Here is a 16,080-nt window from a genome sequence, read left to right on the forward strand (position 1 = left end):
ATAGTGGCAAATCTAATGCCCAAAAAGCATCAGAACGCTATGAGATTGCAATTGACGGCAAAAAACTGGTAGCAGTTGATGCGGATACCAGACTACCAGAACAGAACAAGAAAAAACTATCAGACGAGGCATTACAAGCCACTAACCGCTTGCGGCGACTCTTAGGGAATGCTCCGCCCCTCAAAGAAGTGGCAGGAATGCCAGAACCCAAGCGATCGCAGCCACAAAATATTGCTTTCGCACCAGTGCGCGCCGTCCTGAATGGAGTTGCCTCTTGGTACGGTCCTGGTTTCCACGGAAATCGCACGGCGAACGGCGAAACTTACAACCAAAATGCCCTTACTGCTGCCCACAAAAGCTTACCCTTTGGGACGCGGGTACGAGTCACCCACACGGGAACGGGTCGCTCAATTGTAGTCCGCATCAACGATCGCGGTCCCTACATTGGCGGTCGCATTATCGACCTCTCCGCCGCCGCCGCTCGCGTCCTCGGTATGGCTGGTTCGGGTGTTGCCTCCGTGCGAGTTGAAGTCTTGGGAAGATAGGAGCGAGGAGTGTTAGCGAAGCGGGACGAAGTCCGGAGCGAGGAGCGAGAGAGGGAGGACAAGGGGGACAAGGGAGAGCGCTCTCGAAAATTCTTCGAGTGTCTTCCCACACTTCCCACACTTCCCACACCATGCACCACTCTCCTCCCCCCACTCCTCACTCCTCGCTCCTCGCTCCTCACTCCTCACCCCTCTTCCGATCTGCTCTACAATAGAGTCGGGTTGAGACTAAAACAGAGGGGGTATTGGTGCGTCTGTTTGCAACAGTTGCAGCATTACGCTGTTACTTAAGCGTGTTGAAAGCAGAAGCTAAGCGAAATCTAGCTGCTTCAGCTGAGATTAGCGTCGGTTTAGTTCCGACGATGGGTGCTTTACACGCCGGACATTTAAGCTTGATGCAACGGGCGCGGCAGGAAAATGACTTTGTAGTGGTCAGTATTTTTGTCAACCCACTGCAATTCGGACCTACAGAAGATTATCAACAATATCCGCGCCAACTAGAGAGCGATCGCCAACTCTGCGATCGAGCTGGCGTTGACGTTATTTTTGCTCCCACTGCCGAGGATCTGGGGATTGGGGAGAGAGTAGAGGAAGCTGAGGGAGCTGAGGGAGCTGAGGGAGCTGAGGGAGCTGAGGGAGCAAAACTACTTCCGATTTCCAATTTCCGACTCCCGACTCCCGACTCCCGATTCCCGACTCCCAACTCCCAACTGACTCAAGTCATCCCACCCGAAGAAATGACTTCAGTATTGTGCGGTAAATCGCGTCCAAGGCATTTTCAGGGTGTAGCGACGATCGTGACCAAATTGTTAAATATAGTCCAGCCGAGTCGAGCGTATTTTGGTCAGAAAGACGGACAGCAATTAGCGATTATTCGACGGTTGGTGCGAGATTTAAGTTTGCCAGTCGAGATTGTTGGCTGTCCTACAGTGCGGGAAGCATCGGGGTTGGCAATGAGTTCTCGCAATCAGTATTTATCTCCAGAACAAAGAGAACGAGCATCATATATATATCGCAGTTTGCAGCAGGCACAACAAGCTTTTGTTGCCGGAAAGCGCGATCGCCAAACTTTATTAACAACTGTAGAGCAAGTACTTGCGCTGGCTGAGGGAGTGGCAGTAGAGTATCTGGAGTTAGTACATCCTGATACGTTACGACCAGTGAACAGAGTAGAGGAAGCAGGCACGATCGCGGTTGCCGCACGAGTAGGAACGACGCGGTTAATCGACAACATAATTTTGCGCGATCGCCAGCCGATTGTCGCCATTGATGGTCCGGCAGGAGTCGGTAAATCAACTGTATCGCGGTCGGTAGCGCGGGAGTTGGGGTTAGTTTACCTCGATACGGGAGCCATGTACCGCGCCTTAACGTGGTTGGTTTTAGAGTCGGGAATTTCAGTCACGGATCGGTGCGCGATCGCAGAACTAGCAAATCGGTGCGAAATTCAATTAGCTGCTAGCGCAGACGCGGCACAACCCGTAAGAGTTTGGATTAACGATCGCGAAGTGACTTCAGCGATCCGCAGTTTGGATGTCACGGCAAATGTATCTGCGATCGCGGCAATTCCAGAAGTGCGGCAAGTCTTGGTCAAGCAGCAGCAGCAGTGGGGACAAAAAGGTGGCTTGGTGGCGGAAGGACGAGACATCGGCACGCAGGTTTTTCCCGATGCCGACCTGAAAATTTTCTTGACGGCTTCCGTGCAAGAAAGAGCTAAACGGCGACAGCAAGACTTTTTAGCTCAAGGACAACTACAGGTGAGCTTGGAACAACTAGAACGGGATATTGCCGCGCGAGATTGGCAGGATAGCAATCGCGAGGTTGCACCATTGAAAAAAGCTGCTGGGGCAGTTGAGATTATTACTGATGGTAAGAGTATTACTCAAGTCATTGCAGAAATTGTCTTACAGTACGACCGAGTTTTTGCGAGAACCGATTAACGCGGCTGAAATTCCACCACATCTCGCCTAATTACCACGTCATAATCTTCAAAGAAGTTCTGTCCCAATAGTGGATCTCCTTCAGTAATCGAAACTTTCGGTTCGCGAACCATAGCCTTGCCAACGCTCATCGAAGTGACCTGTCCAATGGGGAATTCTACAATATCGCCATTGGCAATTTGTGCTTTGTGCATACCAATTGGAACGACTCCTAACGCCTGCGCCATCTCAGTCGTGATGGTGGTTTGAGAAGCTCCCGTGTCTAAAAGCATCTCAAATTTTTGTTGACCGTTAAAAGTTACGTCAATAACTGGTATTCCACTTTCGCGGCGCTTGATTTTTGCTTGAAATTCGCTAGCGTGAGCCGAAATTTTTTTTGGTTGACCGCAAACGGTAGATAAGTCAATTGTCTGTCCGCTAGAGTCAAGCATAAAACACCCATCTGCTTCTTGAGCGATCGCGGTTGTCTGAAATAGAGCGATTCCAGCAAGGGGAATAAACAGCCTCAGTAATTGTTTCATATATTGTCAAATAGAAATTTTAGATAAAGCTGACAATAAATTTGTCATCGGTCATTTGTCATTTGGTAAAGATGAGGCACAAATGACTGGGTAGCAGCTATTGAACATCACCAAATTTATCCGGTGCGGCTGAATTGCAATTAGCAGTAGCTACTTATAGTTCTAGGAGCGCATCTCTATTTATTAAAATAAGCTTAAATTTTTGAAAATTCTTCCGTGTTTCTGCTAGCTCAATTATGAAGATATTACAGATTGATTAAAAGCTGTGGCTTCGGGTTTCACCTATTGAGTCCAAAAGCACAGGCGATCGCCTCACAGCAACCAGCTATGGACTACTTCCGACTGCTGATTTCTGCCGTTCTCCCTATATCGTGAGAGTGAGAATAAATTAGCTAGAAAGAGAATGAAGAATTAACATCCATAGTTGATAAAATTAAGTATGACAAATTGTCAAACCTGTTTGGAGAAGGTCATGAAACTATTTGCTGCAACTTTGCGGCGCTTGGGTTTAGCTGTTTTAACAATCGTTTTGGTTGCTAGTAGCTTTGCATTCTTTTCTGCCCCTGCCGCTGCTGAAACTTTTCAAGTTAAGTTAGGTACAGATAAAGGGATGCTGGCGTTTGAGCCATCCAAGCTGACTGTAAAGCCAGGGGACACCATTGAGTTTGTAAACAACAAAGTGCCTCCCCACAACGTTGTCTTCGATACAGCTGGCACTCCTAATAAGAGTGCAGATTTGGCAAAATCCCTATCCCACAAGCAATTACTGATGACCCCAGGTCAATCAGTCTCAACCACTATTCCCGCTGATGCTCCTGCTGGGGACTACACCTTCTACTGCGAACCTCATCGTGGTGCTGGAATGATTGGTAAAGTTACGGTTGCTAGCTAGAGATTTAGCTAAAATTTGCTGGGAATAGCACAGCCATACATCGTGTAACGATGAGAAATGCCTCAAAGAGTCACCAACACTGGCTTTCTGAGGCATTTCTGCTACGACGATTAGCAAAATTTCTCGGAGTCGATCAAAATGAAAAAGGAATTAGCACAAGAAATCAGAACTCAAAAGTCAGAAGTTAAAAATCTGTTACTATGAGCGTCTGATGCTTTGATTCATTGGCAATTATTTCTGCCGTGCTGAACTAGCGTAGGAACAAAAAAATGACGCTGCCACCAGGTGCAAATAGTTCTGGGTTGTTGAGATATTGGCGCACGTATAAGGCGATTTTCCATCCTTTGAAGTTATTTGAGGATGATACCAAGCACTATGGAGAGATTTATCGGATCGGTCGGCGATCGCCCTTTACAATAGTTATCAGTAATCCCCAGGCGGTGAAGGAAATTTTTACCGCTCCACCAGAACGATTTGATGTCGGTAGAGCAAATGCAAGCCTAAGCTTTCTGTTGGGAGACAACTCGCTAATTTTAATGGATGGAGAAGCTCACCAGCAGCGACGACGATTGTTGATGCCTTCTTTTCATAGCGAGTATCTACAATCTTACAGCCAAATGATCTGGGAAATTAGCGAACAGGTAACGAATCGCTGGCAAATTGGCAAGCCAATTAGAGTTCGGCTCTACACGCAAGAAATCACCCTACGAGTCATTCTGCAAGTTGTTTTTGGATTAGAATCTCAGAGTGAAAGATCCGAGCAACTCAGAAGGCTACTGAGCGAGATGCTCGACACGATTAGTTCTCCTCTCAGTTCTAGTTTGCTCTTTTTTCAATTCTTACAAAAAGATTGGGGATCTCTGAGTCCTTGGGGACGTTTTTTACGTTTGAGACAGCAAATCAGACAACTCTTGTATGAAGAAATTCGCTCCCGTCGAGAACAAAATGATTTAGCTGGAAACGATATTCTGACTCTGTTGATGTTAGCAAAAGACGAATCGGGAGCATCGCTAACTGATGAAGAAGTGCACGATGAGTTAATGACTTTACTAATTGCCGGACACGAAACTACTGCTTCTGCATTAGTTTGGGCATTGTATTGGATTCATTACCTACCAGAAGTTCGTGAGAAGTTGCTTAAAGAACTCGATGCTTATCGTGAAACTAACAAAATTGAAATTGTTAAATTGCCCTATTTAGGAGCAGTTGTATCGGAAACACTGCGAATTTATCCGATTGTTGCTGGCAGTTTCGCCAGAGTTTCAAAGTCACCAATGGAGTTGATGGGATATCAGTTTGAACCAGAAACGGCTTTTGTAGCTCTGACCTATGCCATCCATCACCGCGAAGATTTATACCCTCAGCCGCAACTTTTTCGCCCAGAACGTTTTCTAGAAAGACAGTATTCTCCTCATGAATTTCTGCCTTTTGGTGGAGGTAATCGTCGTTGTTTAGGAGCAGCTCTAGCGCTAATGGAAATGAAGCTAGTTGTAGCACAGATTTTGTCTCAGTACAATTTAGAATTGAGCAGCGATCGCCAGCTTAAACCCGTACGGCGCGGACTCACAATGGCTCTTCCAGGCAATTTTCAAATGTTAGTTAGCGAGCGCAAATCCGAGAAAATTCTAGCTCTTATTTCATAGAAAAGGTAGAAGGCAGAGGGCAGAGGGAAAAACCCTGTCAGAATTATTTTGACTGTTGTACGGGCGAGTTTAATCGTAGAATGATTTTTTCTAGTACAGCAACTTCAAAAAACCCGTCCCTACGTGACTTTTTCAAAACTGTCTCGACCAATTTTGTCGCCAGCGCTCTACAACAACTTTAGTCTGGGTGAAAAATTCAACTGCATGGTGTCCCTGTCCGTGCAAGTCTCCAAAGAAGCTTTCCTTCCAACCGCTAAAGGGAAAAAATGCCATCGGTGCGGCAACACCAATATTAATTCCGATGTTACCGACTTCTGCTTCGTAGCGAAATTTTCGTGCAGCTGCGCCAGAGGAGGTAAATAGGCAAGCCATGTTACCATACTGACCGCTATTAATAAATTGAATCGCCGCTTCTATGCTGTCGAGGTGAATGAGTCCTAAAACGGGACCAAAAATTTCAGTACGGGCGATCGCACCTGCTGGATCGATGTCTTGTAAGATTGTTGGTTTAATAAAATAACCGTCAGGATAATCAGAAATTAGCGATTTTCGACCGTCTACGAGTGGTTTTGCACCTGCGGCAATTCCTTGCTCTACTAAGTGCTTAATTCTCGACTGACTTTCAGCCGTAATTACGGGTCCCATCTGTACGCCTGAATCTAAACCGTAACTAACAACGCGGGAAGTTGCAGCTTGGGCGATCGCCTCTGTAAAGATTTTTCCTGCTTCTCCTACCGTCACCGCTAAGGAAGCAGCTAAACAGCGTTGTCCCGCACAACCGAAAGCACTATCGGCAACAATCCGAGTTGTCATTTCTATGTCTGCATCCGGCAACACGATGACTGGATTTTTTGCTCCTCCTTGACATTGGGCGCGTTTGCCGTTGGCGGTGGCACGACTATATACATATCGGGCGACAGGTGTGGAACCGACAAAACTAATCGCCCGAATAACTGGAGAATCTAAAATCGCATCGACAACTTCTTTTGCACCGTTAACTAAATTGACAACACCCTTTGGTAGTCCCGTATGTTCTATCAGGCGCATGACTTTTTGCATCGTCAGCGGGACTTTTTCTGAAGGTTTGATGATATATGTATTACCACAGGCGATCGCATAGGGTAAAAACCAAAACGGAATCATTCCAGGGAAATTAAACGGTGCAATAACTGCGGCAACTCCTACAGGTTGGCGGATAACAAATTCGTCAATCCCTTTAGCAATATCTTCCGAGTACTGTCCCTGCATTAAAATTGGGATGCCGCAGGCAACTTCCACATTCTCAATTGCTCGACGCATTTCCCCTTTTGACTCTTCTAGAGTCTTGCCACATTCTTGGGTAATTGTCCGAGCTATGTCGTCAAAATTTTCGTCTAATAGAGCTTTGAGTTTAAATAAGTATTGGATTCGCTCCGTGGCTGGCGTGCGTCGCCAACTACTAAAAGCGTTAGCAGCAGCGGTAGCAGCTCGATCTACGTCTGCGGATGTCCCCAAGGGAACTTGGGCGAGTAACTCAGTTGTGGCAGGATTGACGACTTTTAAATATTCAGTTGCACTAGAGTCGCACCACTCACCGTTAATGTAGTTTTGGAGAATTGCGGCGGAACTCATAGTTGTTACCTATAGTCATTACCTGGTTATTGCCTGCGATCGCTCAACCATATTCTCTCACTTCGAGCTGTAATTGTAAGTAAAGGCGCACAACTACTGTACGCCCCTACTTTTATTATCGTGTTGAAAATGGCGATCGCTTATTTAGCGCCCATCTCGACAACAGCACTACGCATAAAATTCAGTCGCTGTTCAAATTCCAATTGTTTGATTTGCTCTACAAACTCCTTTGTTTCTGGGGGTAGTTCGTAATCAGATGGCACGCCAATAATTCTACCGTCTTCCATTCCTTGTGCTAAGCGCAACCAAAGATCTAATTTGCCACTAGAAGCCAAAGCACTGTAGGCACGGCTAAGATCTGTGTCAGCACGATTCACAATATCGCGCTGTGCTTGCATCTGTTCTTCTTGTGACAGTGCAACAAATTGATTGAATACTGCTGCTGCGGTATCCTGTGTGGAAGTCTCGTTTGCAGGTGTTAGCTTATCTTTTAGATCGAGATACCCAAACCACAACAATCCAAGTTGAGTATCGGCATCATAACGGCTAAACTGCTCTAGCGATCGCTTTGTGCTTTCATCAGTCGCGTAAGTCATAAAACTCTCCGATTGCAATAATTGCTGCTTGCTAGCTGGCGAGGTAAACTTTTGTAACCTCTCTCATAGTTTTAGTGCAGCGATCGCGTTACTTAACCTTGCTAGAGACAGATATGGAGGTTTCAACTTACGACAGATGAATTTGTCATTGGTCATTCGTTATTCGTCATTTGTGAGTAGCTAGTCACCAGCCACTAGCCACTAGCCACTCTTCACTAGTCACCACTCACTTATTATTTAAGGCAGCGAGCGCCAATGCACCCCACCCAGCAATAAAAGCTGCTCCTCCTAGTGGAGTAATTGCACCGATGACCTTAATTCCTGTTAAGCTTAAGGCGTACAAACTGCCAGAAAAAATCAGAATTCCAACAATAAAATTCCACCCAGCAGCTATTAATACAGGCTGAGAGAATTGCCCGTCACTAATTTTAATTAATAAAGCTACTATTAAAAGTGCTAGAGCGTGATACATTTGATACCTAGCACCAGTTTCAAAAATTTCTAGCGATCGCTCAGTTAATTTTTCTTTTAGAGCATGAGCGCCAAAGGCTCCTACACCAACAGATAAACCACCAAATATAGCAGCGATCGCTAGAAAGAATTGACCCATCAGCCAATAACCTATATTCCAGACTTTCTTATTATTTCATCTCTTAATTCAAGGACTTGCTAGCTTTATAATTAATTCCGATTTGGGAATCATTTTCGAGTTGCTTCTATTAAACGAGAAAAATAGAACCGAGTCTTTGTCATTGCCTGACGCTGTACGGTAAAACCATTTTTTTCTAAAATTTTGATAACTTCTGATGCTGGGTGTAAATAAGCACGAGTCGCCTTACTTGCACCAGGGAAGAAACTACCAATTTTTTTTAGCAAACTAAGAGCAAAAGTTTTTGGGGCAAAACTCACAATTAAGCGCGTCTGTGCTAAAGAACAAAGATGAGAAATCATTTGCTCTACTTGTTCTTGGGGATAATGGATTAAAACATCAAGACAAATAACGGTATGATAGCGATCGCTGAGTGTTTCTAAATCTTGCACGGTCAGAGTTAGATTCTTGACCAAATCTCCCAATTCTGCGCTAGCTTTATCTTTGGCTTCTGCTACCATCATTTCTGACAGATCGCTAGCGTACACCCTAGCACCTGCCTGTGCCAGGGGAATGCTGAGGCTACCCACTCCACATCCTGCATCGCAAATAGAGATTTCCGATAAATTACCATCTGCTTGCAACCACCCAATAACAGTATCTACAGTTTGTTGGTGTCCGTTGCGAATATCGAGTTGGACTTTGTTAACGTCATTGCTGATACCATAAATCCGTCGCCAGCGGTCAAATCCCGTTGTATTGAAATATTCTTTAACAATTGTTTTATCGTCTGTTGCAGTCATATAGATAGATTATTGCTTTGGTTCACAAACCTTAAATTTATCACTATATGGCAGTCGAGAGTCGGGAGTCGGGAGTCGGGAGTCGGGGAAGAGGGCTGGGGGAGCAACTCAAAATTCAAAATTCAAAATTTACCAACTCTGGTCACTAGCCACTAGCCACCAGCCACTAGCCACTCACTACACCCTAGACCCTTTCTTCACTGCTCCCTGCTTCCTGCTCCCTGCTCCCTGATAAAGACAATCTCTTCCACGTCAGTTCTTTGCTGTCCTGTTTTATCTGCCAGCGTAGGAGTTGATGAAAGGGAGTACCGAGTTGAATTGTGGGAAGATCGATCGCCTGTCGTGGTGCGGTGGTGGCAAGTGCGATCGCTGTATCTACGTCACAAAGGTTCCAGCGAACTAGGTTCTGGACTCCTACAAGTAGTGGTAGAGTCGTACCAGCTAACGTACCATCGAACAGTCTAGCTGTACCGTTTTTCACGTCTATTTGCCGCGTATCCCAAGAGTATACTCCATCTGGAAGCCCCAGAGGTGCTAAGGCATCGCTGACGAGAAAGATTCCTTGTTGATAACAGCCAGCGCGGAGTAATACTTGAATTATTGTGGGGCAAATATGTTGTCCGTCAGCAATTAACCCACATTTCACTTGAGGATGTACCAAGGCAACGCCTAACAATCCAGGTTCTCTGTGGTGGAGTCCCGGCATGGCATTGAAGGCATGAGTTACCATTGTTGCCCCTAGTTTAAAGGCTCGTTCTGTCTGAGTTGCTGTGGCGAGGGAATGACCGAGGCTGATTGTTATACCGAGAGAACGCAAATAGGCTATGGCTTCGCCCGTGGGATCTAATTCTGGGGCAAGGGTGATAACCTTGACTATGCGAGCGTAGTCGCCTAAAAGTTGCTGAATGTGTGGAATTGTCAGTGGCAATAAATATTCTGCTGGATGAGCGCCGCGCTTTTGCGGATTTAAAAATGGTCCTTCAAGGTGAACTCCTAAAACTTGGGCAGTTGGTAGAGATGTGGCTTGCTGCTGCATATAGTCAGCAATAACGGCTAGCGATCGCTGTATATTTTCTACAGAAGTCGTAACTAATGTGGGTAAATAAGCATCTATGCCTTGTTGCCACAAGTATTCAGATATTTTTTGCAGTTTATCGATATCTGACGCTCGCAAATCTGTAAATGCTAATCCTAGCGCCCCGTTAATCTGTAAATCGACTCCACCCAAAGATATTCGATCGGCTGCTAGATTGATAATTTGTAAATTAGCAGGCGGAATTTTTTTAATAAATCGATCCATTGGTTCAATTGCGGAAATTTGACCGTGTAGATCGATCCGAATTCCCTGCAATTGCGCGTAACCAGGCACGCGAGCATTGATAATATCTACTGCATGAGTCATCGCTCTAGCCACCCTTATCCAAAAAATCTATCTAAATTCCAGTGCCAATTTAGTTTATAACTAACCCTATCTCTCTATTTCTCGCCAAGTCGAACCAATGCATTCCTCACTCCTCATCCCTCTCTCCTCACTCCTCTTATGACTCCACCCCAAATTGGCATTATTATGGGTAGCGATTCCGATCTACCGACAATGCAAGATGCGATCGCAGTTTGCGAAGAATTTGCTCTGGCTGTAGAAGTGGCGATCGTTTCTGCCCACCGTACCCCACAACGAATGGTAGAGTACGCCCAATCTGCTCACCAACGCGGACTCAAAGTCATTATTGCTGGTGCTGGCGGTGCTGCCCATTTACCAGGTATGGTTGCTGCTCTCACACCCCTACCCGTGATTGGCGTTCCCGTAGCTAGCCGTCACTTACAGGGGCTAGATTCCCTTTATTCAATCGTACAAATGCCTGCGGGAATTCCTGTAGCTACAGTAGCGATTGGTAATGCGAAAAATGCTGGCTTGTTAGCCGTACAAATTCTGGCAACTCATCAACCAGAGTTATTGACAAAGGTACAACAATATCGTCAAAGCTTGGCAAATACTGTGATGGAAAAGCAGGCAAAGTTAGAACAGATAGGTTATCAAAAATACATCACTAATTTGTAGTCTGCCGTTGATGAGTTGGTTCTGAAAGCATGAAGAACAGTCATCTCACCCTGCCTACAAAAATTGGTATCAAATAACAGGTATCAAACAACAGGTAATATTTTGTTCAAAGGGCGATCCTTTTTTTGTTCGCTGCTTTACGTTAAGCCAGATAAGCGATAAATTGAATCCGAGCAGCTCTCAGCTCTGTTCAAGACTTATGGCGATCGACAAGGGCTAACTATCAATTGAAACCACGGACATTCTAGTTAAGCACGAGTGCCGTCTATGATGCAAAGGTAAGTGCAATCAAAATGCTTGCTTACCTAAATATACTTAGTAATATGCAATAAAATATACTGAGATTTAAGGGGTTAGACGGAGACAGAGCGATCTGAAGCCAAGTCACTGAGATCGCATCAGTCCAAGCACTCAGTTTGGCTCAATCCCATTATTGGCAATACTTTTGCCGTGGTTGCATTGTTTGAATTTTCTGGGCTGCATTTTGCCGTATTTAGATTTGTCAGGAAATCTTGATTTAATGTAACTAATGATACAGAATCAAAAATAGAAAAAATACAAAATCTTAATTCTAATACACAACAAGCTAATGGTTTTCACGGGTAAAAGTGTTGACTTCAATCTGCCCATACTGGTGTATACATACTTTTCTGTAGATTTAAACCTACAGCTATGAGTAGCGCCAAGTTTTGTGGTAGTTAGCTTACAACTGAAAAAACACCACAAGATCGACAGCATCAGGTTATCGAGTTTAAATATAGCCGCTTCTGAATCGAGAATTGGTAGCTAATCAGCCACTTTATAGAGTTTTTGCCCGCTTGAGGATAGTTACAAGTGATGATGTTAAAACTAAGACCCAAAAATAAACGCAGAATAAATAGAAAGCGGCTGTCTGCTGCTGGAATGAAGCGTTTATCTCAGCATACATCTCTATTCACGCAGCTAAAGTTAGCGGTGAAGCGATTGTCTCCTTCTTGGCAGGCTTGCATTCCCCTAACAGTAGTTATTGTGCTGGCGTGGGGTTATGCCGCAATCGCCCAAGATGCCGCACCTGCAAGTCAAGATAAAGTAGCAGAGGAATTACAAAATCTCAGGGTAGGAATAGATACTCTTTGGGTTTGTATTGCTGCTTTTTTAGTGTTTTTTATGAATGCTGGTTTCTGTATGTTGGAAACTGGCTTTTGCCGTCAGAAAAACGCTGTTAATGTCTTGTCGAAAAACCTGATCGTATTTGCCCTTTCTACCGTAGCGTTTTGGGCGATTGGATTTGGTTTAATGTTCGGCGATGGCAATCCCTTCGTTGGTACGACTGGCTGGTTCTTAGCGGGAGCAGATAACAGTCCGGCGACTGCGGATGCATACAAAGGCGTGTTTGGTGCGCTCAACTGGGCAGGAGTACCCTTGCTTGCCAAGTTCTTGTTCCAACTTGTATTTGCTGGTACTGCTGCTACGATTGTTTCGGGTGCTGTAGCGGAACGGATCAAGTTTGTTGACTTCTTAATCTTTAGCGTATTGTTAGTCGGAATTGCGTACCCAATTACAGGTCACTGGATTTGGGGTGGCGGTTGGTTGGCAAAAGCTGGATTCTGGGATTTTGCTGGTTCCACTGTAGTCCACTCTGTAGGTGGTTGGGCGGCTTTGATGGGTGCAGCGTTCTTAGGACCAAGAATCGGGAAATACCAAAATGGTTCTTCAGTCGCCATGCCTGGGCATAACATGAGTATTGCTACTCTAGGCTGTTTAATTCTGTGGTTGGGCTGGTTTGGTTTCAACCCTGGTTCTACGATGTCAGTCAATCCCAGTATTGCTCATATTGCGGTCACGACTAACCTAGCTGGTTCTATGGGTGGTATTGCTGCTACTACCGTTGCTTGGCTTTACTTGGGTAAACCTGACTTGTCCATGATTATTAACGGTATTCTGGCGGGTTTAGTGGGAATTACTGCTTCTTGTGCTTTCGTGAGCGTGCCTTGGTCGGCGGTAATTGGTCTAATTGCTGGTATCATTGTTGTTTTCTCCGTTACCTTCTTCGACAAAATCAAAATTGATGACCCTGTAGGTGCAACCTCCGTTCACCTTGTCTGCGGTATATTCGGGACTCTGTGCGTGGGTTTATTTGCTGAAGGTCCAGGTGGCGCACTGAACTTGTATGAAGACGGATTGGGACCTGCGAGAGGATTGCTGCTTGGTGGTGGTTTCTCGCAACTATGGGCGCAGTTTATCGGTATTATCACAGTTGGCGGTATGACTGTCCTGTTATCTACTATCTTCTGGCTAGCGCTGAAGGCAACTTTGGGAATTCGCGTGACTGCCGAAGAGGAATTTGAAGGCTTGGATATTGGCGAACATGGTATGGAAGCATACAGTGGCTTCCTCAAAGAAACTGATGTGACTGGGTTTGCTGATACTAGTGCTACTAATATGGGTAAGCGGGCTGGCGATGTATCCAGCAATCCTTACTAGGCTTTTTAACTAAACTTTTTCTAGTTCGTAGCTAGTTGAGTAAAAGTAACCTGCTGTCAGTTTCAATTGAGTTGAAACTTATAGCAGGTTTTTTATCGCTCTATCGCAAGGGGGATGACAGCAGGTAAAATGTATTTCTAAACACAGAATCATGGCTTGGATATTGATGGAATGGTATTCACGCGGCATAGATGAAATTGTTTTACAACTGTTGGAAGTCTAAGGAAAAATAAGTGTTGCAAAAAGTTTCGAGCGCGATCGCGATTGTCTTTGGGCTAATATTCTCACTTGCGGGGCAGGCAATTGCTGCACCGAGTGACGCAAACGCAGCGATCGCCAATGCTCAAACCGCAGCAGATACGGCATTTATGCTGATGTCCGCTGCTTTAGTCTTGTTGATGACACCAGGACTAGCCTTTTTCTATGGTGGGTTCGTGCGATCGCGTAACATCCTAAATACGCTGATGATGAGCTTCTTGCTAATGGCGATCGTCGGCGTGACTTGGATACTTTGGGGTTACAGCCTGTCTTTTGCCCCTGGACTACCTTTTATTGGTGGGTTGCAGTGGTTTGGGTTAAATGGTGTCGGGTTAGAAACCACCGACTACCTCAAAGGGACAAACCCCGTAGAAGTACTGTCCTATGCCCCAACAATTCCCCATCAGGCATTCATGATTTATCAAGCCATGTTTGCCATTATCACCCCTGCACTGATTTCTGGGGCGATCGTCGAACGGATGAGTTTCACTGCTTACTCTTTGTTCGTACTGCTATGGTCAACCCTAATTTATACCCCACTTGCTCACATGGTCTGGGCAAAGGGCGGCTTGCTGGGTTTATATGGTGGGATGGGTGCGCTCGACTTTGCTGGTGGTACGGTCGTGCATATCAGTTCTGGAGTCTCCGCCGTCGTTGCAGCTTATGTTTTGGGACCGCGCAAAAGCTATCCCGACCGAATTGCTCCTCCCCACAACGTCCCATTCATTTTGCTCGGTGCGGGTTTACTCTGGTTTGGTTGGTTTGGGTTTAATGCTGGCAGTGCGCTAGCTTCCGGTGGCTTGGCAACAGTGGCATTTGTGGCGACAAATACAAGTGCGGCAGCAGCAGCCCTCACTTGGTTGATTCTAGAAAAGGTATTGCGAGGCAAACCTACCGCTGTTGGCGCGGCTACTGGTGCTGTAGCTGGTTTAGTAGGTATTACACCTGCTGCGGGATTTGTCACGCCTTTAGCAGCAATTCTGATTGGTAGTATCACCTCTTTAATCTGCTTCTATGCCGTCACTTTTAAAGCAAAGTTGCAATTTGACGATTCCCTCGATACTTTTCCCGTGCATGGTGTGGGCGGAACAGTGGGCGCAATTCTCACGGGTATCTTCGCTACTACGGAAGTTAATTCAGCTGGTAAAGATGGTTTGTTACGGGGAAATTTCAACCAGTTTATCGTTCAAATTGTTGCAGTTTTAATTGCTTACGCGATCGCCGCGATCGGGACTTTTATCTTAATGAAAATTTTGGATATTACCGTAGGACTGCGACTCAAACCAGAAGCAGAACTTCAAGGTATGGATATTAGCGAACACGGTGAAGAAGGCTACAATGAAGAGTTTGGCGAACGACTGTCATTTAACGAGCCAAAGTGACAAATTATTCAGAGCGCAGATTGAATCTTGTTTTTAGTCTCGATTAAGTTAGCATCACAGTTCGCTCTATCACTGCTTGACATACGTATAGGGATTTAGTTATGCCATATCCCTATTTTTTGCTGCACAAAGTCTGCATGAATCCGAATAATTTCTCATTGAAAAGCTAGGAAAACCTTTGCCAATTAGATAGCTACCATATTTATACTGATTTTATTAGTAACTATTCTATCGGTTTTAGGGAAATTTACTGTTATCGATCTAAATTAGCGTGAAGTAGTCTGAAGAAGTGGACCAGGTTATAAGTTGCCTGAGCCAAAAAGCTCAGGCGATTTCTTCTCGGTTTCTCGCGTAGAAAGATATGTATAATCAAGTTTTCCTGAGAGCCACTCTTGCTATTTCATCGCGCAAACAGTAAGCCGTTCTCTCTGTGAAAACTTTTACTTATTTTAGTCGATTCATGTACTTCTTTATATAGAAAATTTCAAACTTTACAGAAAAATTGAAGTTCTATAGCGTTTCCCATGCAGGTGTAATACATTGCGTAGGGGCGCACATCTGCGTGCCCCTACAGATCTATATACCTCATCCCCTGTCTACCCAAGAACTAAATTCACTATGTAACGGGTATGTTAGAATGCTCTGAGGTTGAGTCATCTAATGACTCAAAATGATCGCGGGATGTAGCGCAGCTTGGTAGCGCACTTCGTTCGGGACGAAGGGGCCGCTGGTTCGAATCCAGTCATCCCGATTTTATCTAGTGCAATCTGGTGCGATTGCT

At 45.2% G+C, this 16,080-nt stretch carries 13 protein-coding genes and 1 tRNA gene; 8 read left to right on the forward strand and 6 right to left on the reverse strand.

What is annotated here, in order from left to right; translation table 11 throughout:
* The coding region (locus ACRC32_RS19720; protein ID WP_438555568.1) for a septal ring lytic transglycosylase RlpA family protein at positions 1-545 on the forward strand (545 nt) is incomplete at its 5' end.
* 248 nt (positions 546-793) lie between these two features.
* Complete coding sequence (locus tag ACRC32_RS19725) at positions 794-2,482, forward strand: bifunctional pantoate--beta-alanine ligase/(d)CMP kinase (RefSeq protein WP_438555586.1); 1,689 nt, start codon at positions 794-796, stop codon at positions 2,480-2,482.
* On the opposite strand, the gene ACRC32_RS19730 is transcribed toward ACRC32_RS19725, so the two are convergent.
* Positions 2,479-3,003: a retropepsin-like aspartic protease family protein gene (locus tag ACRC32_RS19730; RefSeq protein WP_438555569.1), complete on the reverse strand. Its 525-nt coding sequence runs from the start codon at positions 3,001-3,003 to the stop codon at positions 2,479-2,481. The genes ACRC32_RS19725 and ACRC32_RS19730 overlap by 4 nt on opposite strands.
* Before the next feature lie 472 nt (positions 3,004-3,475).
* On the opposite strand from ACRC32_RS19730, the gene petE reads away from it, so the two are divergent.
* Entirely contained in the window at positions 3,476-3,895 is a 420-nt protein-coding gene (gene petE, locus ACRC32_RS19735; protein WP_015157412.1) for a plastocyanin, read from the forward strand.
* Between the two features lie 269 nt (positions 3,896-4,164).
* Positions 4,165-5,538, forward strand: a complete 1,374-nt coding sequence (locus ACRC32_RS19740; RefSeq protein ID WP_438555570.1) for a cytochrome P450 — start codon at positions 4,165-4,167, stop codon at positions 5,536-5,538.
* 132 nt (positions 5,539-5,670) lie between these two features.
* On the opposite strand, the gene ACRC32_RS19745 is transcribed toward ACRC32_RS19740, so the two are convergent.
* From ACRC32_RS19745 to nagA, 5 genes are all read right to left on the reverse strand, one after another.
* Entirely contained in the window at positions 5,671-7,149 is a 1,479-nt protein-coding gene (locus ACRC32_RS19745) for a CoA-acylating methylmalonate-semialdehyde dehydrogenase (protein ID WP_438555571.1), read from the reverse strand.
* A gap of 140 nt (positions 7,150-7,289) precedes the next feature.
* Entirely contained in the window at positions 7,290-7,745 is a 456-nt protein-coding gene (locus ACRC32_RS19750) for an orange carotenoid protein N-terminal domain-containing protein (protein WP_438555572.1), read from the reverse strand.
* A gap of 226 nt (positions 7,746-7,971) precedes the next feature.
* Complete coding sequence (locus ACRC32_RS19755) at positions 7,972-8,355, reverse strand: DUF423 domain-containing protein (RefSeq protein ID WP_438555573.1); 384 nt, start codon at positions 8,353-8,355, stop codon at positions 7,972-7,974.
* An 89-nt stretch (positions 8,356-8,444) separates the two neighbouring features.
* Positions 8,445-9,137 (reverse strand): magnesium protoporphyrin IX methyltransferase, encoded by a 693-nt coding sequence (bchM, locus tag ACRC32_RS19760; protein WP_438555574.1) that lies wholly within the window; start codon positions 9,135-9,137, stop codon positions 8,445-8,447.
* A 184-nt stretch (positions 9,138-9,321) separates the two neighbouring features.
* On the reverse strand, positions 9,322-10,539 hold the full coding sequence (gene nagA, locus ACRC32_RS19765) for an N-acetylglucosamine-6-phosphate deacetylase (protein WP_438555575.1): 1,218 nt from the start codon (positions 10,537-10,539) through the stop codon (positions 9,322-9,324).
* 138 nt (positions 10,540-10,677) lie between these two features.
* Between nagA and purE the strand changes: the two genes are divergently transcribed.
* From purE to ACRC32_RS19785, 4 genes are all read left to right on the forward strand, one after another.
* Complete coding sequence (gene purE / locus ACRC32_RS19770; RefSeq protein WP_438555576.1) at positions 10,678-11,196, forward strand: 5-(carboxyamino)imidazole ribonucleotide mutase; 519 nt, start codon at positions 10,678-10,680, stop codon at positions 11,194-11,196.
* 837 nt (positions 11,197-12,033) lie between these two features.
* Positions 12,034-13,659, forward strand: coding sequence for an ammonium transporter (locus ACRC32_RS19775; protein ID WP_438555577.1), 1,626 nt, complete (start codon positions 12,034-12,036; stop codon positions 13,657-13,659).
* A 368-nt stretch (positions 13,660-14,027) separates the two neighbouring features.
* Positions 14,028-15,299 carry an ammonium transporter gene (locus ACRC32_RS19780; RefSeq protein ID WP_438555587.1) on the forward strand — a complete coding sequence of 424 codons (1,272 nt, stop codon included), beginning with the start codon at positions 14,028-14,030 and terminating at the stop codon, positions 15,297-15,299.
* 677 nt (positions 15,300-15,976) lie between these two features.
* Positions 15,977-16,050: transfer RNA gene (locus tag ACRC32_RS19785), tRNA-Pro, on the forward strand.
* The last annotated feature ends 30 nt before the right edge of the window (positions 16,051-16,080 follow it).

Origin of the sequence: Chroococcidiopsis sp. (assembly GCF_051657925.1) — a bacterium.
Taxonomy (GTDB): Bacteria; Cyanobacteriota; Cyanobacteriia; order Cyanobacteriales; family Chroococcidiopsidaceae; genus Chroococcidiopsis.

Coding starts and splice junctions, on each gene's coding strand:
- petE (WP_015157412.1), top strand. CDS start 3,476: ATGAAACTATTTGCTGCAACTTTGCGGCGCTTGGGTTTAGCTGTTTTA.
- ACRC32_RS19740 (WP_438555570.1), top strand. CDS start 4,165: ATGACGCTGCCACCAGGTGCAAATAGTTCTGGGTTGTTGAGATATTGG.
- bchM (WP_438555574.1), bottom strand. CDS start 9,137: ATGACTGCAACAGACGATAAAACAATTGTTAAAGAATATTTCAATACA.
- purE (WP_438555576.1), top strand. CDS start 10,678: ATGACTCCACCCCAAATTGGCATTATTATGGGTAGCGATTCCGATCTA.
- ACRC32_RS19780 (WP_438555587.1), top strand. CDS start 14,028: ATGCTGATGTCCGCTGCTTTAGTCTTGTTGATGACACCAGGACTAGCC.
- nagA (WP_438555575.1), bottom strand. CDS start 10,539: ATGACTCATGCAGTAGATATTATCAATGCTCGCGTGCCTGGTTACGCG.
- ACRC32_RS19775 (WP_438555577.1), top strand. CDS start 12,034: ATGATGTTAAAACTAAGACCCAAAAATAAACGCAGAATAAATAGAAAG.
- ACRC32_RS19750 (WP_438555572.1), bottom strand. CDS start 7,745: ATGACTTACGCGACTGATGAAAGCACAAAGCGATCGCTAGAGCAGTTT.
- ACRC32_RS19745 (WP_438555571.1), bottom strand. CDS start 7,149: ATGAGTTCCGCCGCAATTCTCCAAAACTACATTAACGGTGAGTGGTGC.
- ACRC32_RS19755 (WP_438555573.1), bottom strand. CDS start 8,355: ATGGGTCAATTCTTTCTAGCGATCGCTGCTATATTTGGTGGTTTATCT.
- ACRC32_RS19730 (WP_438555569.1), bottom strand. CDS start 3,003: ATGAAACAATTACTGAGGCTGTTTATTCCCCTTGCTGGAATCGCTCTA.